At 27.1% G+C, this 24,608-nt stretch carries 18 protein-coding genes; 8 read left to right on the top strand and 10 right to left on the bottom strand.

Annotated elements, in window-relative coordinates:
• Positions 1-22: 22 nt before the first annotated feature.
• The 5 genes from Q0617_RS14240 to ychF all read right to left on the bottom strand — a co-directional run bounded on the left by Q0617_RS14240 (position 23) and on the right by ychF (position 8,666).
• Positions 23-661 carry an OmpA family protein gene (locus tag Q0617_RS14240; RefSeq protein WP_298754219.1) on the bottom strand — a complete coding sequence of 213 codons (639 nt, stop codon included), beginning with the start codon at positions 659-661 and terminating at the stop codon, positions 23-25.
• A gap of 121 nt (positions 662-782) precedes the next feature.
• Positions 783-2,726: a cache domain-containing protein gene (locus Q0617_RS14235; RefSeq protein ID WP_298754217.1), complete on the bottom strand. Its 1,944-nt coding sequence runs from the start codon at positions 2,724-2,726 to the stop codon at positions 783-785.
• Positions 2,727-2,815: 89 nt separating this feature from the next.
• The gene (locus Q0617_RS14230; RefSeq protein ID WP_298754216.1) at positions 2,816-4,750 is read right to left on the bottom strand and encodes a cache domain-containing protein; all 1,935 of its coding nucleotides are present in this window, start codon (positions 4,748-4,750) and stop codon (positions 2,816-2,818) included.
• A 118-nt stretch (positions 4,751-4,868) separates the two neighbouring features.
• Positions 4,869-7,427 (bottom strand): chemotaxis protein CheW, encoded by a 2,559-nt coding sequence (locus Q0617_RS14225; protein ID WP_298754213.1) that lies wholly within the window; start codon positions 7,425-7,427, stop codon positions 4,869-4,871.
• Between the two features lie 135 nt (positions 7,428-7,562).
• Positions 7,563-8,666, bottom strand: a complete 1,104-nt coding sequence (gene ychF / locus Q0617_RS14220) for a redox-regulated ATPase YchF (RefSeq protein WP_298754212.1) — start codon at positions 8,664-8,666, stop codon at positions 7,563-7,565.
• 177 nt (positions 8,667-8,843) lie between these two features.
• Between ychF and Q0617_RS14215 the strand changes: the two genes are divergently transcribed.
• From Q0617_RS14215 to Q0617_RS14185, 7 genes are all read left to right on the top strand, one after another.
• Positions 8,844-10,286: a PAS domain S-box protein gene (locus Q0617_RS14215; RefSeq protein WP_298754211.1), complete on the top strand. Its 1,443-nt coding sequence runs from the start codon at positions 8,844-8,846 to the stop codon at positions 10,284-10,286.
• A gap of 8 nt (positions 10,287-10,294) precedes the next feature.
• Entirely contained in the window at positions 10,295-13,528 is a 3,234-nt protein-coding gene (locus Q0617_RS14210; protein ID WP_298754210.1) for a CheR family methyltransferase, read from the top strand.
• An 88-nt stretch (positions 13,529-13,616) separates the two neighbouring features.
• Positions 13,617-15,563, top strand: a complete 1,947-nt coding sequence (locus tag Q0617_RS14205) for a cache domain-containing protein (RefSeq protein ID WP_298754209.1) — start codon at positions 13,617-13,619, stop codon at positions 15,561-15,563.
• A 94-nt stretch (positions 15,564-15,657) separates the two neighbouring features.
• A complete protein-coding gene (locus Q0617_RS14200; protein WP_298754208.1) occupies positions 15,658-16,155 on the top strand; it encodes a hypothetical protein in 498 nt (165 codons plus the stop codon).
• Positions 16,128-17,147 (top strand): amidoligase family protein, encoded by a 1,020-nt coding sequence (locus tag Q0617_RS14195; RefSeq protein ID WP_298754207.1) that lies wholly within the window; start codon positions 16,128-16,130, stop codon positions 17,145-17,147. Before Q0617_RS14200 ends, Q0617_RS14195 begins: the two co-directional genes overlap by 28 nt.
• A complete protein-coding gene (locus tag Q0617_RS14190; RefSeq protein WP_298754206.1) occupies positions 17,114-17,797 on the top strand; it encodes a gamma-glutamyl-gamma-aminobutyrate hydrolase family protein in 684 nt (227 codons plus the stop codon). Before Q0617_RS14195 ends, Q0617_RS14190 begins: the two co-directional genes overlap by 34 nt.
• 110 nt (positions 17,798-17,907) lie before the next feature.
• Positions 17,908-18,417: an NAD(P)H-dependent oxidoreductase gene (locus tag Q0617_RS14185; protein ID WP_298754205.1), complete on the top strand. Its 510-nt coding sequence runs from the start codon at positions 17,908-17,910 to the stop codon at positions 18,415-18,417.
• 28 nt (positions 18,418-18,445) lie between these two features.
• Here the strand turns inward: Q0617_RS14185 and Q0617_RS14180 are convergent, their stop codons facing one another.
• Positions 18,446-20,122: a formate--tetrahydrofolate ligase gene (locus Q0617_RS14180; protein WP_298754204.1), complete on the bottom strand. Its 1,677-nt coding sequence runs from the start codon at positions 20,120-20,122 to the stop codon at positions 18,446-18,448.
• Between the two features lie 159 nt (positions 20,123-20,281).
• Between Q0617_RS14180 and Q0617_RS14175 the strand changes: the two genes are divergently transcribed.
• Positions 20,282-20,680, top strand: a complete 399-nt coding sequence (locus Q0617_RS14175; protein ID WP_298754203.1) for a DUF2721 domain-containing protein — start codon at positions 20,282-20,284, stop codon at positions 20,678-20,680.
• Here Q0617_RS14175 and Q0617_RS14170 read toward each other — a convergent pair.
• The 4 genes from Q0617_RS14170 to Q0617_RS14155 form a co-directional block, all read right to left on the bottom strand.
• The gene (locus tag Q0617_RS14170) at positions 20,677-20,862 is read right to left on the bottom strand and encodes a hypothetical protein (protein ID WP_298754202.1); all 186 of its coding nucleotides are present in this window, start codon (positions 20,860-20,862) and stop codon (positions 20,677-20,679) included. The genes Q0617_RS14175 and Q0617_RS14170 overlap by 4 nt on opposite strands.
• Positions 20,863-21,081: 219 nt before the next feature.
• Positions 21,082-22,227 carry a hypothetical protein gene (locus tag Q0617_RS14165; RefSeq protein ID WP_298754200.1) on the bottom strand — a complete coding sequence of 382 codons (1,146 nt, stop codon included), beginning with the start codon at positions 22,225-22,227 and terminating at the stop codon, positions 21,082-21,084.
• Positions 22,228-22,310: 83 nt separating this feature from the next.
• A complete protein-coding gene (locus Q0617_RS14160; protein ID WP_298754198.1) occupies positions 22,311-23,699 on the bottom strand; it encodes a hypothetical protein in 1,389 nt (462 codons plus the stop codon).
• A 6-nt stretch (positions 23,700-23,705) separates the two neighbouring features.
• The gene (locus Q0617_RS14155) at positions 23,706-23,948 is read right to left on the bottom strand and encodes a hypothetical protein (RefSeq protein WP_298754197.1); all 243 of its coding nucleotides are present in this window, start codon (positions 23,946-23,948) and stop codon (positions 23,706-23,708) included.
• Between the last annotated feature and the right edge of the window lie 660 nt (positions 23,949-24,608).

Genomic DNA, 24,608 nt, shown 5'->3' with positions numbered 1-24,608 from the left:
AAATCTCTATTTTTGATCGATACTACTTATTGAAAAGTTTTAAATCAACTCTTCTATTTTCTGCATCATTTGTAGAAATTGGTGCAGTTTCTCCATATGACACAACAGATAACTTACCTTCTTCTATTACACTATTTTTTAAAAAATAGTCTTTTACAGCTTTTGCTCTTTTTAACCCTAAAGCAAAGTTATACTCATCTGTACCAACAGAATCTGTATGCCCTTCTATAACTACTTTGTTACTATTAGAAAGTTCTAATGATTTCACATCTTTATTAACTTTTTTTATAACATATGAATCAAATGCAAAATTTACAAAACTTTCTACTTCTAGAAAATTTTTGTTTTCATCTTCCATTGATTTATCATTTTGTAGTTTATCAAGCTTTTGATCAACATTTTCACTTGCACCTGTTTTTTCTTTTTTAGGTTCTATTGAAGCCATTTTGGGTTCATCTTTAACACAATCATTTTGATATTTGTCTGCATAAAAGACAGTACCAAGTCCCCAAAATGCACCAATAGGACCACCAATAAGTGCTCCTTGTAAAATTCCAAGTACTCCAAATGCAATTCTATTTTCTTTTTCTATACATTCATTTGATGAAGCATTTGTTACTAAAATTCCAGCAACTATTAAACTCATTAATATTTTTTTCATTTTATATCCTTTCATATTATGAAATTTATATTCAATATTATCACAAATTTTAAAAAATAAGTCAAATTTATTATATAAAGGCTAAACTCTTTATTTCTTAAACTATTAGAGAAGTGAGTTACTATATATTTTTTTCAAAAGGAGTACATGGGATTTTTATAGTAAACTGTGCACCAATATAATTTTCTCCTTCAAACTCATACTCTACATTTGAAACTTTTAACTCACCATCCATTCCATCAATAATTTGTTTACTCATATATAATCCTATACCTGTTCCATCATTGTCAGATTTTGTTGTAAAGTATGCTTCAAAGATTTTGTTTAGAAATTCATCGGGTATTCCACCTGCATTATCTTTTATTGTAATTATTAATTGATTGTCTTTTTCATCTGTATTTATAAAAAGCAATCTTTTTGCCTTTGATTCTTTTTTTACAAACTCATCTTTAGCATTTTTAAAGATATTAATTATCACTTGTAGAAGTTCATTCTCATATCCATAAGCTTTTATATCAGCAATATCTTTATGTGTTGCAATAAGGTTATTTTTAAACTGAGAATCTATTAGTTTAAATGTCTTATTAAATACCTTGTCAATATAAAAAAAGCTTTTTTCTTTACTTGGTTTAAAAAAGTTTCTAAAGTCATCAATAGTTTGGGATAAATGTTTAACAGAATTATCAATATTTTCTATGGCTTCGTCTACTTCTTTTTCTTCAACTTTGATTACCTTTGTTTTATCTAGTTGAATTAAAGCATTTGACATACTAATTAAACTCAAAGGTTGTTTCCATTGGTGTGCAATATTTCCTATCATTTCACCCATAAGTGCCATCTTTGATTGCTGAACTAAAAGCTTTTCATTTTCGATGATAATTTTAGTGTCTTTTTCTATTTCTTTTTTATAGTCATTAAATTTAAGTGCAATAATTTTAGATAGATAAAAAGATACAATCACAAGAAAAAGAGTAATTATAGAACTTACTACTATTATTGAATTAATAATATTATTATTGCTCTGTCTTAACTCTTCCTCTTTTTTTATTATTTTACTATTTAAGGAGTCTAAATAAAATCCAGTACCAATTGTCCAACCCCATTTATCAAATAGTTTCAAGTAAGATATTTTTTCTGTGGTATTTAAAGTATCATCAAGTTTATAAGTTGACTCATAATTATAAAAACCTTCTTTATTTTCTCTTGTAAAATCTAATAACTCTTTTACTAAATATTTACCTCTATTATTTTTGATATTAAGTCTATTTGTCCCTATATACTCTTCATCTTTATGGGATAAGGTATTACCTTCTTTGTCAAAGATAAATATATAATTGCCATTGGAAAATCTAATTTTCCTAATCCATTCTAATACTTCTTTTTTTATATTTTCTTCAAACTCATCTATATATTGACCTGTTCCAATTACAACATCATATGGTTTAAAATATTTATAAAAAGAGATTTTTTCTGAAGGAGTATTTTGATTGGGTTTAAACCAATAATATCTATCATATGACTCAGTTTTATTATCTATTGTTTCAATAATTTTTTGACTAAATTTATAACCTGTTATATCTTCAAACTCACTCATTTTTTTACCTTCAAACTCTTGAATATGAGGCATTAATTTAATTTCGTTTGAACTATAAATAAAAAAATACTTTTTATCTTTATTGTGTGAGATACCAGATATTGCAGTTTTTATATAAGCAAAAATTTCATCTTTTTCATGATGATGTTTATCATTATTATTTTCATCATATATATTAGTTGCTAAATTATGTACTTCATAAACTTTTTCTTTTAGGAGTTTTTTTAACTCTTTTTCTGAATTTTCAACATTAAACTGTATATAGTCATAGACCCTTAAAACTTCATTTTGAACTACTCTTTTATTCTCTTCTAAATAGGTATTTTTGATAGATTCAATATCTTTTTTTAAGTCTTCATTTTTCTGCTGTATAAACATATAGGTCAGAATTAAAGAAATAGTTAAAATCCCAACAATAGCGCCATATTTTATAATATTTAATATATTTTTTTCTGTCTCAATAATTTTCACATTTAATCCAGTTTTTTTTAAGATATAATTTATTATATTATATCTTAAAAATATCAAATAAGCTTAATCAATATCAATACATATTTTTTTTAAATTTTATCTTCTAAAGGTAAAATAATTTCGAATTTAGCGCCTTTGTAGTCTTTACCTTCATACTTAAATACTTCATTGGAAACTGTTATTTTTCCATTCATTACTTTTGTAAATATCTCTTCAGACATAAAAAGTCCCATACCCGTACCTTGATATTGATGTTTAGTTGTAAAGTATGGCTCAAAGATTCTAGGAAGTATATCTTCTGGAATTCCGCCTGCATTATCTTGTATAGTGAAATATATCTCACTATTTTTAATTTTTGCACAGATTATTAAAAGTTTATCTTTTTCATTTATTTTTTCAAACTCATCACTTGCGTTCTTAAAAATATTTATTAAAGCTTGAACAAATTGATTTTCAGCACTTTGCATCTCTATTTCATCAATATTTTTGATAATTCTTATTCCACTATTTTCAAACTGTCCATATGCTAAATTAATAGCTTTTTCAACGACTCTTTCAATTTTAAAACAGGTTTTTTCTTTATTATCTTTAAGAAAATCTTTAAAGTCTTCTATTATGTGAGATAAATACATTGACTGTTCTACAATTACATCCATAGAAGTATCAATATCTGTATCATTTGAAATACCTAATTCTTTATTTAGCTTCACACCGCTTGCAGCTGTTGTTATTACAGATAGTGGCTGTCTCCATTGGTGGGCAATATTACCTATCATCTCTCCCATTGCGCTCATTTTACTTTGGTGAGCTAAAACATCTCGTTGATGATTATTTTCTTTTACAAACTCTTCTATCTCAATCTTATAATCTTTAAACTTCTTTTGTAAAATCATAGATACATATTTTGAAACAAATAATAAAATTATCATCAATAAAATACTTATGATAAAGATATTTTTAACATATGTTTTAAATTTTTCTTCTAATATAACTCTTTTCTCTTCCAAGGCTATTTCATAATCATCTTCATAAAAACCTTGTCCAATAAACCACTCCCAGTTTTGTATACCCTTTACAAAACTAGTTTTAGTAGTAGGTTTTCCACTAGTTGGTTTATTATTTTGTATATAACTCAAATAACCTTCACCTTGATTTTTTGCGATATTTATTGCCTTTGAAACAACGTCGAAACTATTTTTTACATCAGGAGTACCTCTTGGTTTTATACCGTTTGTTCCTATAACCTCTTTTTTTATATGATTTAAATAAGTTCCATCATAATCTAGCACAAAAATATAGTTGTTATTTAAATATTTTAAAGTTTTTATATAAGAAAGTGCTTTTTCTTTAATACCCTCTTCAAACTCATCTAAATATTCCCCCGTACCAATAAACCAATCAAGAGGTTCAAAATATACATTAAATCCTATTTTTCTATAATTATTGTTTTTATCACTTGGCTTATAAAAATACCAACTCAAAAAACCTTCATTTGTCTGTTTTAATTGAGTAATTATATCTCTAGTTAAATACTTTCCGTTTCCATCTTTAAAATTATAAAAGTTTTTTCCCTCAATCTCTCTATTTAAAGGAAATAAAATACACTCATAATCCATAGAATAAATATAATAATAACCTCTGCCCTCATTAAATCTAATGTCAACCAAAGCATCTTTTATCATCTTAGTAATAGCTTCTTTATCTTTACTATCTTTGTTTTCATTATAAATTCTAGTTGCTATTTTTTTAGCTTCATATACTCTCTCTTTAATTGATTTTTTCAATTCAGATTCTGTATTTCTTTGCATTTCCAATATAGTGTTATAGACAGTTTCAACATTATTTTTAATTATTTTTTTATTGTATTTCACAAACTCTTTTTCCATTAGCTGTTTTTCTTGGAGGTATGTTGTTTTATATTCAAAATATAAGAAAATAATTAAAAAGATTGACATAGAAATAATAAATATTGGAGGAGTAAATTTAATAATTTTTAAAATAGTTTGTTCATTTTTGTAATTCATATTGTCGCCATAAGTATTAATATCATAAAGAAGCTATTGTATGATATTTATACTTATTTTAAACTATAAAATATAGATTATTATTAGATAAAAAATTAAATAATAATTTTTTTAGTTTTTATTCAACCAAATTATCTTTTAACATTGCAATATCAAGTATTGATAATAATTTAGATTCTTTATCTTCCTCTTGTGGCACAACAACTTTATTTATTAATGTACAACTTCCTAATAAATAGTTATCTATTTTTTTAATTCTTGTTTTTGGAACTTCAGGGATATCTCCTAGTTCATTTACAAGTATTCCAATATAGTTTTCACTATTTTTATCAAAGTGTTTTATAATTACTACTTCTTTATACTCCCTATCAATCTCTTCACCTAAGAAGTTTTTGATATCTATTACTCCAACTGCATTATTCTTATAGATTAATGTACCTTTAAAATAGTGATCGTTATCTAAAGTTGGTGATAATTCAAGTTTATCAACACTTACCACTTCTATTACATTCTCTATCTCAACACCTAGCCATTTGCCACCAATATAAAAAGTACCTACTTCTTGTGTATTTTCTATTTTATTTCCACTTACTTCTTTGAATATCTCTTTTGTATGAGATATCTTTAACTCAGCAGAACTAATATATGAGAAAAATATTGCATACACATCATTAGAGTAGTTGTCACTCACTTTGTATTCCCTATACCCTTGAGAACACTTCACCCCAATAGCATAATAGTTCCCATTATAAACTATAATTTCACTATGAGTTTCACCATTTACCATATTGAAAAGTTTTGAATCTATATCTAAAACTGTACCTACTTTTAACTCCTCATTTGTAGATGAAATTATTAGTCCACTTTTATCTGTAAATACTCCAAATCTTTTTTCATCTTCACTTGATTTAAAGTTTGGAATTGACTCTTCAAGCATAGCTTTAAATTCAACCTTTGAATCAAAAACAACTCCAATACCACCTACTACCTTTTCATCTGATTTGATTGAGGCATAATAGTTATACGTAAAATCATCATTATAAAACTTTGTCTTTTTAAATTTTGATACAAAATAATCATTGTTATCTTTTATATCCATAGTTTTTTCAACTGTATTATCATTTAATTGCATTCCAATAAGATGTTTCTCTTTTTCATTTGAAACAGCCAAAATTATTCCATTTGTATCATAAATGAAAAGGTTTGTATAAACTGTATATAGATTATTTATATATTTTAATATCTCAGTTAATTTTGGGTTGTGAGTTTTATCAACATTACTTGATGTTAATACATCCATAAAGTCTTGTGTCAACGCCCACCATCTACAATCATTTGCTCTTTCATATAAGTTTCTATCCATAATGTCTACCATTAAAGAAGCTACATAAGTGGCATTGTTTAAAATAATTGTTTTAGTCAAATTAGCTATTGATAAATCAAAGATTTTTTTAGTCTTTTCACCTGTTGAACTTATCTCATTTAATAGGGCTCTTGAAAAAGTTCTTGTCATCTCACTTTGGTCATGTTCACCTTTATTGATATTTCCATTCCAAACAAGTCTATTTAGATTTACTTGTATATTATTCGCCTCTAAGGGAATCTTCTTTAACTCATCACTAAAGCCTTCACCCTCTTGTAAAATAGCCAATAATATATCTTGGTCTATATTTAAATTATCATCTTCACTTACAAAGGCATACTCTAAAGGAACCATGATATGACCATACCACTCTTGACCAAAATATCCTTGATATCCTGTTGTTTTACAAGTTTTAGCTAAGTAGTCTCTACCCGCATGGGAAACAACTGAGAACTTGCTATTTGGATTAAATTCTAAAATTGTTCCTAAGTTGACATGATATTTATCACTACTTGCAATTACTACACCATCTTTATCCAAAATAGTTAAACACTCTTTATTTTTGTTATCTTTTAGATTATTAAAAATACCTTTCATCTCATCTTGAAATCTAAAGCATAAACATAACACTCCAATTGCTTCAGAGTTAGGGTCATTAGTTTTAGTAACTTTTGAAGCATATACTAAACTCTTTTTTCTGTTTGGTATAAAGTCATGATATTTAAATGACTCTACGTAGTCATTACTACTCAACGATAAATTAATAATCTCATCTTCTGATTTATCTATTTTTTGATTTTTATCTAGCTGAACTAGAACTTTACCTTTTGTATCCATTAACACAATGTCATAATAAACACTATACTTTTGTGTATATTCTAAAAATCTATTTCGTAGTATCTTTACATTATTTGTAAAATCATGGTCGTATCTATTTTTATTATTTTCAATAAACTCTCGAATGTCATTATCAGTAGATAAAAATCCAATATCAGCAGTTCTTTCAAATAGATTTCTAATTACTATATCAATTGAAATTTGTGATTTAAAATTCATTTGTCTTATTGTTTTTTCTAACAATTCATTTGATAAGTGATTTAATAGTTTTGAAGTTAGCTTAGAAAAGTTATTTTTTGTTTCATTTATATTTGCACTGCTATTACCAAAATGGCTAAGCAATGATAAGTTATCCCAACTTTTTGATAATGATACTAATTCTTCTCTGTATTCATCTACTAAAACCATATGTTTAAAATATTGAAGTAAGTCTGATTTTACCTCTATACCTTTATAATTTATTAATTGATTATTCATTTTTACCCTTTCTATATTCCGGTAAAATTATACTTTTTTTTGTAGGAGTTTTTTTTACAATTTTGTATAAAAACTATACAAAACTGTAAAATTATTTTTTGAGTTATTTTATGTTAGTATTATTTCTTCTGTAGGTTAAACATTGAATCTAAAGTGCATCACATCACCATCTTGAACTACATAATCTTTACCTTCAAGCTTAAGCTTTCCAGCCTCTTTACATTTGGCTTCTCCACCTAAAGAGACAAAATCTTCATAGGCAATAACTTCTGCTTTAATAAACCCTTTTTCAAAGTCATTATGAATCACAGCTGCAGCTTGTGGTGCTTTTGTATTCTTCTTAATTGTCCAAGCTCTAACCTCTATTTTACCTGCTGTAAAATATGATTGAAGTCCTAATTTATCAAAAGCTTTATGAATAATTTGCTCTAACCCTGACTCTTCAACACCTAAATCAGTTAAAAACTCTTGTGCCTCATCATCTTCAAGTCCTACTAACTCTTCTTCAATCTTTGCACAAAGAACTATTACATCAGCATTTACACTATTTGCATGCTCTTTTAATATATCAACAAATTTATTTCCACCATCAGCTAGTGAATCTTCATCAACATTTGCTCCATAAATCACATCTTTATTTGATAAAAATCTAAGCTCTTTATCAAGTGCCATAAAAACTTCATCATCAAGTTTTTCAAAAGTTTTAACAGGATTTAACTCTTCTAAGTGTTTAAATAGTTCTTCCGCAACTACAAGTGCAGCTGCAGCCAACTTATCAAACTTAGCTTGCTTTTTAAGTCTATCGATTTTTTTCTCTAATTGAGTAATATCAGCATAAATAAGTTCTGTCTCAATTATCTCAATATCTCTTAAAGGATTTACATCACCTTCCACATGAGTAATATTTCCATCTTCAAAACATCTAACCATATGCAAAATCACTTCAACTTCTCTAATGTTTGATAAGAACTGATTACCTAAACCTTCACCCTTAGAAGCTCCTCTTACAAGTCCAGCAATATCAACAAAATCAATTGTTGAGTATTGGATTTTATCAGGTATAACTATTTTTGCTAAAGCATCAAGTCTTTTATCAGGTACTGGAACAATCGCTTTGTTTGGTTCAATAGTACAAAATGGATAATTTTGAGCCTCTGCATTTTGAGCTTTTGTCAAAGCATTAAAAGTTGTTGATTTACCTACATTTGGAAGTCCTACTATTCCTACACCTAATCCCATTTTTTACCTTTTATCTTAAATATTTGTTTTTTTATTTAATCGCATTATAAACGATAATGGCAAAGAAGTAGCTAAAGAGCTTTTATTTATTAAATAGACTTATTAAAAGTTATAAGCTTTTTAAATAATAACTTTATGTTTATTGTTTAATTTAGTATCTTTTAGTTAATATTTCTTATGAAAGATAACAAAAATAATAATGGCGAAATTGATTTTAAATATAGAAAATCAATTTTAAAGACATTGATAATTTCTACTTTACTTATATTTGCTGCATTTGTAATAATTGAAAAATATTTTTTAGAAAATGAGTTTAAAAAACAGATATTAAATAGCTTTGGTGTAAGTATCATAAAAAAAGAAAATGAATTAAATAAATTAATATTTGACACAGAAAATACATTAAAATATATCAGTAATTTAAAAATCTTTAAAGAAGCTGTTGCTAATAACAATTTACAAGAATTAAAAACTCTATTTTTAACAATATCTCAAACAAATATTTATTTTATGCAGTTAAGATTTGTCGATAACCAAGGAAAAGAACAACTAAGAGTTGATAGAAGTAGTCTATCAGTTAATCCAACCAACGTAACTAAAAATAATCTTCAAGACAAGTCAAATAGAGATTATTTTATAGAATCAAAAAAAATGAGTGATATTTATATTTCAAACCTTGATTTAAATATTGAAAATGGACATATTGAGTTTCCATTTAGACCAACATTAAGAATAATTTTACCAGTTTTACAAAATGATAAGTTTGTTGGAGAACTAATAGTAAATCTAGAAGTTAATCTATTTTTTGATTCTACACTTTTTAATGTCATGATTTGTGATTCAAATGGAAAAGTAATTTTGCCATTTGATAAAGAAGATAAGACATATAATAGCAGGTTGAATAGTTATTTTCCTGATAGTTTTAGAGATATTTTAATTAAAAAAGAGCATATAGGTGAAAACTATATTTCAAATAAATTTGATACAACAATAAAAAATAATGTAATTATAGTCTCAAAATTAAAAGAAGAATATTTTAAAAAATTTCAAAATGACCAATTTAAACTAAGAGTTTTTATTTTCACTTCATTGATGATATTTATTGCTGTTGTTATCTTTTTTGTATTTAAAAAAATCAATGAAATTTTTTACTTTCACTACAAATCTAAACTAGAAGACAAAGTAAAATACAGTAACCATGAGTATAAACTTGCTAATAGTTTTTTATCAAAAAATATTGATCCTAAACTAATACTTTCTCAGGCTTCTACAAGTATGATTCTTACAGATGACAAGGTAAATATTTTATATGTAAACAACTCTTTTACAGAACTTTTTGAATATACACAAGAAGAAGTTTTAGGTAAAAACCCTGGGTTTTTAAGAAATGAGGATTTAGAACAAAAAGGTATAACCATATTAAAAAATGCAATTGAAAACGATAAAAGTACAACTGTAGTTTTAAGAAATTATACAAAAAGTAATAAACTAAAATATATTGAGCTATCAATTTCTCCAATCTTTGATGAGAAAAATGATACAATAATTTATTATTTAGGTATTCAAAAAGATGTTACAAAAGAACAAAAAATATTAAGAGAATTAAGAAGAATATTTTAAGGGTTATTATGAATTATAAAGATGTATTTATTGTAGGCATTGGAGCCAGTGCTGGTGGATTTGAAGCTTTACAAAAATTTTTATCAAAAATCCAAATGGATGATAGAATATCTTATGTAATTTGCCAACATTTAGATGCCAAAAAACCTACCTTACTAGGTGAACTTTTAAGTAAATTTTCTGGATTTAATATATCTGCTATCTCTGAAAAAGAAGAGATCAAGGGCAATCATATATATTACTGTCCACCTGATAAAAATTTAATTGTACAAGATGGTAAATTTTTATTTTATGAACCTACAAAAAACATACATTCCCCTAAACCATCAATTGACATTTTTTTTAAATCACTTGCTCAAGAAAAAAAAGAAAAAGCTATTGGTATTATTTTAAGTGGAACGGGAAGTGATGGCACAGAAGGTATAATTGAAATTGAAAAAAATGGTGGTATTGCTTTAGCTGAAGATGAAGCTGCAAAATACTTTTCTATGCCAAAATCAGCAATAGACTCTGGTAAAGTATTAGTAGCTCTACCTCCAGAACTTTTAGCTGATGGAATAATAAACCTAATAGAAGATAGAAAGTATTTTGATAAATACTTTGAAATAGAAGACTCCCTAGAAAAAATATTTAGCATCTTAAAAGACGAAACTTTTGTAGACTTTAGTTCTTATAAAAATGCTACGGTTACAAGAAGAATAAAAAAAAGAATTGTTGAAAAAAAAGCTGAAGGTGTCAATGAATATATAAAAATTCTCCAAAGTGATGCAGATGAAGTTACTAAATTAAAAGATGAACTTCTTATAATAGTAACATCATTTTTTAGAGATGAAGATGCTTTTGTGGAGTTAAAAAAACAATTAACCTCACTCATTGAAAAAAAACTAGATAATAATATTAGAATTTGGGTCACAGCCTGTGCAACAGGAGAAGAAGCATACTCAATTGCCATGATAATTAGTGATATTCTAGAAGAGCATAATAAAGTAAAAAAAGTAACTATATTTGCAACAGATGTTAGTGATAAAGTTATAAATGAATCTAGAAATAGAGTATTTAAAGCTGATGAACTGCATGGAGTACGCAAAAGCCATATAGATAAATATTTCGAAAAAACTCAAAAATCATATAAAGTAAATAAAAAAATTAGAGATATGATTGTCTTTTCTAAACATGATATAATAAAAGATCCACCATTTTTAAACCTTGATATGATAAGTTGTAGAAATTTATTAATTTATTTTAATAATGAATTACAAAAAAGAATTTTGAGTATATTTTATTATTCACTAAGATATGAAAGTTTGTTATTTCTAGGGAAAAGCGAAACTATTGGAACCTTAACTTCTCTATTTTCAGTTATAAGTAATAAATCTAAAATATATAAAAAACTTAATGACCTGGCAAAAGTTGACCTTGAAACATTAACCTATGGAAAAAGAAATTCAACCTTTGCCAAAGATAGATACATAAATAATCAAGCTACTAATTTAATTGATATTGATATTTCAATTAATAAATCAATAAGTAATAGGTTTATACAAAATGGTATAGTAGTAGATGGAACTAGTTATAATATTCTTTTTTATAAAGGTGACTGCAAAGAGTTTTTACACCATCCTCAAGGTGTTCATACCAATGAGTTATTTAGATTAGTTGTAGATTTTCTAAGATTAGATGTAAGGGCAACAATTAGTGAAGCAAAAAAAACAGGTTCTTATGTATCTTCAAAAAAAATAAGAATTTTGCCAATCTCAGAGCCTAAAGAGTATGTAATAATCAATGTATACCCACTAGAGAAAAATAAATTAGGAGAAGATACATATTTTGTTTCTTTTGACAAAATAACAGATACAAAGTCAAGTGTCAGTGAAGATAAATATGACCCAATCGATTTTAATGACACAGATATGAATGTACTTGAAGATGAATTATTAACATTAAAAGAGAGACTTCAAATAACTATTGAAGAGTTAGAAACATCAAATGAAGAACTACAAAGTACTAATGAAGAACTACAAAGCACTAATGAAGAACTACAAAGCACAAATGAAGAGCTTGAGACAAGTAATGAAGAACTACAAAGTACTAATGAAGAGTTACAAGCAGTAAATGATGAGCTAAATACTTCAAATATAGAATTAGATTTTGCAAATAATGCCTTTAATAATGTATTGGCAAATCTAGGTGCACACGTAGTAATACTTGATGACAAATTAAATATTGTAAAATATACAGCTGGAATTGCTGACTTCTTTGATTTATCTACAAATGATGAGGAGAGTTTTTCAAATGTATTATTAAATTCTAATATTGAACTACCAAATTTATTAGAAAACATTAAAAAGTGTTTAAACTATGATTTTGAAACTGGTTATGATGTTACATATAAAAAAAGAAATTATTATTTTAGTATCAAAAGAATAAATTTACCCATGAGTGAAGATAAAAGTAATAAAGCTATTGTACTTAGTTTTGTGGATAAAACTGAATTTATTGAACAAGATAAAATAATTTTCCAACAAGCAAAACTTGTATCAATGGGAGAGATGATTGGAAATATATCGCACCAATGGAGACAACCATTGAGTGTCATTACCACCGTTGCAAGTGGTATAAAATTGGAAGCTGAATACAAAACCTTAGCACTTACATCTATAGATGAAAATATGAATGTGATTTTAGACCAAGCTAAATACTTATCTAAAACTATTGATAACTTTAGAGATTTCATCAAAGAGAGTAAAGACTTTGGAAAAACAAATATTAAAAGAGTTGTTAATGAAACAATCAATTTAGTTGAAGCTTCCTTAAGAAACAATTTTATTACTTTGGTTATACATATTGATGACAACCTAGAAATAGATGGTTCCACAAATGAACTTATTGAAGCTATGATAAACATAGTTAACAATAGTAAAGATGCTCTAAAAGAAAAAATTAAAAATGAAGATGATAAATTTATTTTTATCAATACAAAAAAACTTTCACCAAATTCAATTGAATTAAAAATTACAGATACAGCTGGTGGAATAGATGAAAAAATAATTAATAGAATACAAGAGCCTTATTTTACAACAAAACATGAGTCTGTAGGAACAGGACTAGGCCTCTCAATTGCAAATAAGATAATACAAGAAAGACATCATGGAAAGATAAATATTTATAATGATGAATTTGAATATAACTCTAAACATTATAAAGGCTTAACAACTAGTATAACTTTTGAAATTAATAAATAGTTTTCTTAATTTTGCAAAATAGTCACACTTTAATTTTATATTAGATAGAATAGAAATAATTTTAATATACTATTAAATTAGGAATACAATGAAAATTTTGGATAACGAAAAATATATCTTAAATATAATCAAATATGGGGCAATAGTTGCTGTTGTCATCTTTTCACTCATAATAACTAACATTTTTATAGAACAAAAAAAACAAGACTTAAATAGTGACATTCAAACTTTAAAAAAGAATTATCTTAATCAAAATAAAATAATAATAAAAAAAGAGATTTATAATGTCATAGATTTGATTAATGGTGAAATTAAAAAATCAGAAGAGAGTCTAAAAAAATCCATAAAAAAGAAAGTATACGAAGCATATAAAGTGGCAAATAGTCTTTATCAAGGTGAATCAAAAGATTTAAATGACAATGGACACTACCATTCTAAAAAACATATATTAGAAACAATTAAACGTGCCCTAACAGGAATGTCATATAACAATGATAGAGGTTACTTTTTCATGGATGATGTAAATGGAGTAAAAATATTACAACCTTTTAATAAAGCCTTTGAAGGTAAAAATATGATGGAATTTGAAGATGCAAAGGGATATAAATTTGTAAAAAAGATTTCACAAACAATAAAAGATAAAACTGAGGCCTATGATAAGTATTATTGGTACAAGCCAAATGATAAAACTAAAGTCTATGAAAAAATTAGTTTTTATAAATATTTTGCTCCATATAATGCAGTTATAGGTACAGGTGAATATGTAGTTGACTTTGAGCAAGAATTAAAAGAGAAAATTTTAGATTGGATAAAAAAGATAAGATATGGGGATAATGGTTATATTTTTATTTATGATAAAAATGGTGTGTGTTTATCTCATATTGTAGAAGAGAATATTGGGAAAAATAGACTTAATATACAAGACAAAAATAAGAACTATCCAATTAATGATATTATTACTTTTGCAAAAGAGAAAAAAGAGGGGTATATTAATTATCTATCTACTTTCAATAATAACATGCGCTCATCAAATAAAATTTCTTATGTTGAACTTTTTGAAAAATGGGACTGGGTCATAGGAACTGGTTTTTACTTAGATGGCTTAAGCAAAGATATAAAACAAAGAGAAAAAGAACTTGTAAAAAATAATGAATCAGTAATAAATAAGATTTTAAGAATTAGCATACTTGTTACAATTTTACTTGTTGCCATATCTTTTTATATTTCAAATATAATCTCAAAAAGGTTTACTCAATATAAAAATAATATACAAGAAGAGATAAACAAAACTATTGAAAAAGAAAAACTTCTAGTTCAACAATCAAGAATGGCTGTTATGGGAGAAATGATAGGAAATATTGCTCACCAATGGAAACAACCTCTAAGTTTAATTAGTATGTCAAATACTCTAGTTAAATTAAATAAAGAACAGGAAGGTTTAAATACACAAGAAGAGATAAATGAAGCTATTGAAAATATTGATAATTCGGTTATTCACTTATCTACTACCATAGATGATTTTAGAAATTTCTTTGACCCTCATAAGAAAAAAACACTATTTAGTACAGAAACTATTTTGGAAAAGACTTTTAAACTAATAAATTCAGAGTTTAAAACTAGCAATATAGAGATTATTAAAAATATTGACAGCATTAAGATTTCTGGCTATCAAAATGAGCTATTACAAGTTCTTATCAATATCATTAAAAATGCAAAAGATGAGTTTCTAAAAAAAGATACTAATAATAAACAGTACTTATTTATAGATACATATAAAGAAAATAATAATGTATATATAAAAATTAGAGATAATGTCGGTGGTATTCCAGAGGATATTATAAATGAAATATTTACTCCATATTTCACAACAAAAAAAGATAGTGATGGAACAGGAATAGGTCTTTACATGAGTAGACAAATAATTGAAAATATGGATGGTAAACTTGAAGTTGCAAATGTAGATTTTGAATATAAAAATCAACAATTCAAAGGTGCAGAGTTCCAAATAATTTTGCCAATAGATAGTGAAAACTAATCAATAAATTATAAAACTTGTCTTAATAAATTGTTAAGTTATTTTTAAATAACTTATGTTATCTTTGATTCTAACCTAGAAAAAAGGATAAATAATGAAAAAAATGTTTGAAATATTTATCACCATTATCTATTTTGGATTTGCATTAATATTAGCAGGAATATCATTTTGTATTTTGTGGTGGTCTACAAATGAAGTACTATATGCAGTAGATAACTATATAGGTAAAGATAAATTTATTCTTGTGATGCTTCAATCTGTTAGTACCACAATTATTTCTATTGCCATTTTAGATATTGCAAAATATTTTATTGAAGAAGAAGTGTTTAGAAATAAAGAGCTAAGAGAAGTAAAGGAAGCAAGAAGAACCCTTACTAAAATAATGACAATTATTGCTATTGCTGTTAGTGTTGAAGGTTTAGTTTATATCTTCAAAGCTGGAACAAAAGACGTAACACTGCTAATCTATCCATCTGCCTTAATATTAACTGCTATATTTGCTATAATAGGACTTGGGATATACCAAAAATTAACTCATAACTTAGAAGAGACAAAAGAGGTATCATGGAAACAAAATATAATGAAATCATAGAAAAAAAGTATCTTTCTAGACTATATTTAAATAAAAAAAACAAACCAAGACATCTTGGTATTGAAATAGAGTATTCAAATCTTTCTTTAGAAAGAAGTGCCAAGATTGTATCTCAATTGTTTGGTGGAGACTTAAAAAAAGTTACAAAATATGAACTATTGTTAAAAGATACGAAGTATGGGGATTTTAAATTTGAACTTGATGCACAGTTACTTCAAAAAATGCAAAGTGACAATCTTTTTGATAAACTTAGCAAAATCATAGGAAATGTTTCCCATGATATAGATGATATAGTAGATAAAACATCTAAGAGATTTGTACCATTTGAAATAGCTGCACCTCCTATACCCATTGAAAATATTCATGATGCAGATATAATGGTTGAACAGCTAAGGTTAAATGGTGCTTTAGGAACAACACATACCCTCTATTATGCTTTTGGAGTTCATTTTAATATAGAACCACCAAGCCAAGATATAGAAGATGTACTTAAACTTTTTAAATCATTTTTACTAATCCAAAAATGGATAGAAATACAAAGTGAAGTTGACATTGCTAGAAAAATATCACCTTATATAAATGATTTTCCAAAAGAGTATATTAAAAAAATAATAGACTTAGATTACAAACCCACGCAAGAAGAGTTTTTAGAAGATTATATTAAAGATAATCCAACTAGAAATCGTATTTTAGATATGTTACCCCAACTAGCTTTTTGGGATGAAAAAAAAGTAAGAGGATATCTTCCAAACGAAAAAATTAACCCAAGACCAACCTATCATTATAGATTACCAAACTCAAAAGTAAATCTTTTTAGATGGAATCTTTCTCAAGAGTTTCAACTTTGGGTTATAGTTGAACTTCTTGCAAATAATGAAGAGATATTTGAAAAAATGAGTAAAGAGTTTTTAATACAACTTGATTCACCTTTATTTAACAAAAATGAATGGATAGACCAATGTCACAGCCATATACTAGACCTCTTATCATAATCACAGGTCCTAAAAAAGGATTTATATCTAGATTTTTTATTATGTTTTCACTTTTCTTATGTGGAGCACGTAGTAAAATAATCACTCCAAATGTTCCTTATGATGACTGGGAAATGGATGGATTATTAATTAGTGGAGGCAATGACTTATATAATGCTTTCATAGAAGAAGAGAGTTGCAAAATAGAAGATGTAATTACTTATCAAAGAGATGTATTAGAGTACAAACTTTTAAATAAAGCCGTAGAAGAGAACAAGCCTGTTTTTGGCATATGTAGAGGTCATCAACTAATAAATATATTTTTTGGTGGAGAACTTTTTAAAGATGTAAGAAAGGATGGCTATAGATATAAGTATACACCTTTGCCTTGGAAAAATATAACCATAAAAAAAGGTGGTGTTTTAGAAGCTTGTTTAGAAAGTACAACTATAAAAATAAATACCTTACACCACCAAGCTGTAAAAAAAACACCTGCCTCATTTAAAATAGAAGCAATGGATGAATATGATATTATTCAATCCATATCAAAAAAAGATGAAAAGAATTTGATATTTGGTGTGCAATGGCACCCTGAATATCTTTTTTATAAAAAGAATCATAGAAAAATATTTAAAGCATTTGTAAACGAAGTTAAAGCAAATATGAAATAACCAACACTAATTCTCTCTTTAAGATTTTATTAGATTTTTATATTGCTTTTGTTTATTATATGCACTAAAGTTTTACTTGATATATTTTAAAAAATATTATAAGGATTTATATGTCAAAAATTGGAATATTGGTTGCAAGTGCAAACAACAACAGAAAACTTGGAGATAAACTTAAAGAGTTAGCAACAATACAAAACGTTGAAACAGAAGTTATTAATTTAGTAGATTTAAATCTACCATTATATAGTACAGTAGAAGAAGAAAAAAATGGCATACCAGATACGGCAAAAGAGTTAGCAGAGAAAATCTTAGCACTTAAGGCTTTTATTATTGTAGCTCCTGAGTATAATGGAGTTATGCCACCAGTTCTTAATAATGCTATGGCTTGGACATCAAGAGCAACTGAGTCTTGGAGAGATGCTTTCAATGAGAAGATTGTAGGTTTAGCAACACATAGTGGTGGAGGTGGACAAAAAGGTCTTCAAGCTATGAGAATCCAATTTCAACACTTAGGTGCAAATATTCTAGCAAGAGAATTACTAACAACCTATGAAAAACCACTAAGTGAAGATAGCGCTAAGATTATGATTAATCAGCTAGTAAAACTTTCAAGAGTATAAACATCTGGCAAAGTTTTACTTTGCCATCTTAGAAAAGTCCTGTAATAACACCACTATCATCTATATCTATTCTCTCAGCAGTTGGCACTTTAGGAAGTCCTGGCATAGTCATCATATTTCCTGCAATTGCTACAATAAATCCTGCCCCATTTTCTAGCTTTACATCACTTATTTCAATAATATGCCCACTAGGAGCCCCTTTTAAGTGTGGATCTGTTGAAAATGACATCTGCGTTTTTGCCATACATACAGGAAGTTTTCCATACTCTTTTTGTAGTTTTTCTATTTCATCATGTACTTTTGCACTTGCAACTATCTCTTTTGCTCCATATATTTTAGTAGCTATTGTCTCTATCTTTTTCCAAATAGGAAGTTTATCTTCATACAGGTAATCAAAACCAGCTTCCCTATTATCAACTATATCTACAATCTCATGTGCCAACTCTTCTGCACCTGCTCCACCTTCTGCCCAATGTCTAGAAATCACACACTTAACACCCAACTTTTCACACTTTTTCTTTAACAGTTCTGTTTCATCATCTGTATCATAAGTAAAATGATTTATACTAACTACTACAGGAAGATTATAATTCTTTGTGATATTTATAATATGTCTTTTAATATTTGAAAAACCCGCTTCTAGAGCTTCAAGATTTTCTTGATTTAGATGGTCAATTTCAACTCCACCATGATACTTTAGTGCTCGAACAGTTGCCACTAATACAACAGCAGAAGGTTTTAGTTTTGAACTTCTACATTTGATATTTAAAAACTTCTCAGCTCCTAAATCTGCCCCAAAGCCAGCCTCTGTTACTGCATAGTCTGCAAGTTTTAGAGCTGTTTTAGTAGCAGTTACAGAGTTACATCCATGGGCAATATTTGCAAAAGGACCCCCATGAACTATGGCAATATTGTTCTCTAAAGTTTGTACAATATTTGGTTTAATTGCATCCTTTAACACAGCAGCCATTGCCCCATGAGCTTTTAAATCACTTGCATATACAGGTGTTATCTTATCAGTCTTATATCCAATAATTATTCGCCCTAATCTCTCTTTTAAATCAGCTCTATTGGTAGCCAAACAAAGTATTGCCATAACTTCAGAAGCAACCACAATATCAAAGCCATCTTCCCTTAAAAAGCCATTTCCAACACCACCTTGACCCACAGTTATTTTTCGTAAAGCCCTGTCATTCATATCTAAAACACGCTTCCACTTTATACGTCTTGAGTCTATAGTTAAAGCATTACCATGATGAATATGATTATCAATCATCGCTGCCAGCAAATTATGGGCAACTCCAATAGCGTGAAAATCACCTGTAAAATGAAGATTTATATCTTCCATAGGCACAACTTGAGCATATCCTCCACCAGCAGCTCCACCTTTTAGACCAAAACATGGTCCCAAAGATGGCTCTCTTAGACAAATAATTGTCTGCTTTCCAATTCTATTTAAAGCATCACCTAAACCAACTGTTGTAGTTGTCTTTCCTTCACCTGCAGGAGTTGGGCTTATTGCAGTTACTAAGATAAGCTTTCCCTCTTTATTTTGATGACTTAAACTATCAACATACTCTAAAGAGAGTTTTGCTTTATAATGACCATAAGGATCCAAATGTTCAGGGGGAATATTAAACTTTGTTTTGGCTAATTCAATTATGGGTTTCATAGAGGCTTTTTGTGCTATTTCGATATCTGACATATGTCTTCCTAATATATTAAAATATAGATATTTTATTCTACTACATCTGCTATTAGAAATATATTTGTAAGTCATTAAATATATAAATTTACTGTATATATTTTAACCATCATTTTTTATTCTTTTTGTTACAATACAAAAAAATACAAAAGGCACTTTATGGAAATAGAAATCTCCACCCCAGCCCTACTTTTCCCAGCAATTTCACTACTGCTTTTAGCATATACAAATAGATTTTTAACAACAGGTCAACTTATTCGTTCACTTAGTCGACAAGCTAGAGAACACGGTGAGCAAGAGCTTAGTGGACAAATAGCAAATTTAAAAAGAAGACTAGAGCTAACAAAATGGATGCAGTTTTTTGGAGTAGTATCTATGCTTTTATGTACTATTTCAATGTTTGCACTTTTTTTAGGATTTTATGATGTGGGTAAAAAAGTATTTGGACTAAGTTTAATAACTATGTGTCTATCTTTATGTATCTCTTTGTGGGAAGTATATATCTCATCAAATGCTTTGAACTTAGAATTAAAAGATTTGGATGAAAGGTGTAGTTAGAAATTATCTTGAAGAGGTAAACCTCTCCGCTTTCTTACTTTTTCATCTTCTAAATCTTTTTCCATGATTTGTTTTAGCATCATATCAAAGTCATTGTGAGCTTTCCAATCATGAACTTTCTTAGTCTCTTTTTCTTTAGAAGCTTTTTCAGAGTATGTATCGTGACTTTTATCTACTTTCATAAATTTTCCTTAGTATTTTTATACTTGGGAATGATTTTATTGTTTTATTGTGTAGTGTAAATAAAGGTTGTTAGTCGCTTTTGAAAACTTTAACGACCGACTTAAGGGACAATACCCCTCAAACAGTTCGCTGATTTCTTTTTGTAACCACTGGATGATAGCTAATAAATGCTATAAAATTCGCTGGGTTACTTGTTCCTTTTCTAGGCTTTGTTATACTTATATAAAACTAGAATCAACTATCTTTTCAAGCATCTTTTTATATCTAGTTTTATATTCATCCCTTTTAGGAATAAAGAAAACTTTTTCTAATTCATTTCTATTATTTAATTCATAACATAATTCTGTTCTTAATTTATCAAATATAGAAAGATCATATTCATTATAAAATCTTCTTTCATTAATAAACATACAATCTTCTATAAAAATATTCCTTTTATGTTCCGATAAATTATCAATAATTGATGGTTGCACATACCAATCATCATGCGAAGCCATAATCGCTTCAATAAAATTTAATATTGTAAGTTTAGTTGTAAAAAAATTATTTATTTTATTTACAATCTCTTGAAATTCTAAGAGTTCATTAGGTATTAAAATAATAATAACTGTTTTATTTTCAAATGGAATTACGGTAATATAATAGTTAACTTTTTTTTCTTTAATAATAAGTTTATTAAGTGAATTAATTGCTACTGGCATTTGAAAATCAGTGATATAATATAACAATGTGTATTCCATATTTTCTGTTGTTAAAGTATTTAAAATATTATCTTTTAGTTGATTGTTATTAGATTGAGGTAATAATTTATATTCTAAATACTTTAATAAATTATCTATTGTTATGATTTCAGAATCTGTATGTTCACTGACCTCAAAAATGATTTTTTTCTTTATCGCTATTAATATTTCATCATTATTTAAATGTTCTATTAACGAATCATATCCTTTCCTCTGTAAATATATTTTAACTTCTTCTATTGATATTAATTCTGGTTTATTCCAATTTTTGTAATTATATGTACTTAATAAAGCATTTTTTTCATTATTTAATAAAATTGCTAAAGAACGAAATGTTTGTAAAATAATATCTTCTACTGTAAATATACCTTTTGTATCTAATTTTTCAAATATATCATCATGTTTTTTACAAAAAATATAAGAAGCAGTGGCTTCATTAATTCCAATATTATCAAAATACGGTTTTTTAGTATATTGACTATTTTGTTTTGGAAGAAAACATTTTAAATGTTGATTCTCAGAAATAGATTGTAAGGATATCTTATTGGAAATTGCATGTGCATTAATCGCTATATTTTGGCATTCAGGATAATAGCAACTGTCAGTATTAAAATGTGTGTACATTTTTTTCCTTTTCAATTTAGTATAACGTTTAAAATGAGCCAATAAATTGCCCGCAGGGGTAATTTATTGGCTCCTCTGATTTGTTATGTGTAGATTTCAAATAACTCATCCTCAGTAATTTCTATGCCAAACTCTTTTAGTCTGTCATTTTTTATTTCTAATAATTTGTTTAATATTTCTGTTTTATCTTCTATAAAACCAAAATGTAATTTTCTATGACAAGTAGGGCATACAGAAACAATATTTGCGGGGATATCTAAACTATACAAAAACTCTTCTTGAAATTGTAGAGGTACTAAGTGATGTGCTTCCATATATTGTTCATTTGTTGCTCTTGAGAAAAAAGTTTTATGTGTACTATCCACTTCACATATAAAACTTGCTTCTTCCAAGGCTTTTTTTGCATATGCTAAATTTCTAGGATATATTTTTCCACCATTTTTTTCTTTTGACGATTTTACCGGCTGTGGTTTATGTTCGGGTTCATTTGAATTTATATTTTCTATATTTTCTTGCAATTCTACATCCGCTGAATTATCATCAAGATAGTAAACTTTTTGGGAATTTATATGGTCAATAACTTTTTTACTCGTTATATTGTCTAATAACTGATAAGTTCTAAAATTTCCTAACTGTGGCTTTACTATTTCTAAAATTGTTTGATAATCAATATAATCAACCAATTCTAGATTATATGAATAATCCAATGGATATTCTTTGTCATCTGTTTCTTCAATGTTTGTAATATTTCCCATCGCAAATACATTAGCATTTTTTACAAAAAGAACAATGGCACCATTTGACTGCAGCCATTGTTGTTTATATCTTTCTTTTTCTGCCCATCTACTATTGTTATATTCTAAAAAATCATCAATAGAATTATGTGTTCCAATAGGTTGTACAACAATTAACTGTTTTTTTGAATCAATTGTGTAATATTCATATGGTTTTTTTGTCTTGTCAACTTTTATTTTTTCATGTTGTGTATTTGAAATTAAGACAGCACTAAGTGTACCTCTAATCTTTTCTTTTGATGTTTTTTCAGTTTTTGTATAGTTTTTGTCATAGTCTGGGTACATTTTGATATATTTCTCTACCAACTGTGCTTCTGTTGCTCTTCCACCTAATTGTTGTAATGCGAAATATGCTTTATCTTTGATTGTTAGCATGTTATTTTTTTGTGTAGATTTTTCAATCAAGATATTTTCATTATGTTCTTTTAAAAATTCGATATATCTATTTAATGCACTATTGTACATATTTTGACCACGACGATTTTTTTCATAATATTCATCAATCTTAAAGTAATCGGTTTTAATTTTTTGAATAGTCTGTACATTATTTATTGAGTATAAATCATGATTTGTATATTTTATTTTTTCTAAGTCTTTTGAAATAGTTATTATTGTTTTAGCATATCTTTCTGGTCTGTTGTTGTCAATTAACCAAGTTTCAAACAGTTTTTGTTTCATAGTTAATTAAACTCTTTCCCATTCTGTTGGATCTTCTGGAATTCCAAAAGTAGATGTATCCAGCAGTTCTCCTGTTTCTGGATGAAGCACTGAAAAAGTGACATCATTTGCTAAATCTTCTGATGCTTGCCAAGCTTCAGCATAACTGCCTAAACTTTCATTATCAAATATTGGATGAAATCTTCCATCTGAAGACTGTCCTATATAAAATGTACCAACTTTCGTTGGATATGCTAATAATAATCTCATTGTCTGTCCTTCACATAATTATTTATTGAACATTCATTATATACAAAATAGCCTTGAATTTGTGATATTTATAACATAAATAATGTTGGTTTAATGTATGAAAGAAAAGCCTTTATTTAGGCTTTTCTTTTAATTATTGATTTCAATTTGTCTATATTGTAATATTTTTAAAGTATATTTCTGAAATTTTATGTATGGTTTACCCCTGTATTTACCTAATAAAACTACATTATGTATAACTATTTGTCAGAAATCGTGATAAAACTACATTTTGTTATATTTATTCTCTTGAAGAGGTAAACCTCTTCGCTTTCTTACTTTTGTATTGACGAAAAGTAAGCAAAAACAACTACGGCTTCGGAGCCAAAGGTTCCCTCATTTATTATTTTTAATTTCTAGCTTGCGGAACTCCTAAAAAAGAGTGAGTTTATCACTCTTTTTTACTCAAACAAGTCCTCAGCTTTCTCCGAAATGAAAAATAAACATTCGGCTCCTGCAGATGTAGAAAGAAATCCCTTCGGTTGTTTCTTCTTCTGTACAGTCTTTATATTAATTAGAGTAAGTAAAAGTTTGGAATCTAAACAAATCAAAAGTTCAAATGTCCTTATCCCACCTTTGTTTCCAACATCTACAGAAGCTGAGTGTTTGTTTTATCTTTTC

It is taken from the genome of uncultured Arcobacter sp. (assembly GCF_937982575.1).
Classification (GTDB): domain Bacteria; phylum Campylobacterota; class Campylobacteria; order Campylobacterales; family Arcobacteraceae; genus Arcobacter.
The sequence above is the reverse complement of the archived record's forward strand: the minus strand, read 5'-3'. Positions and strand labels throughout refer to the sequence as shown.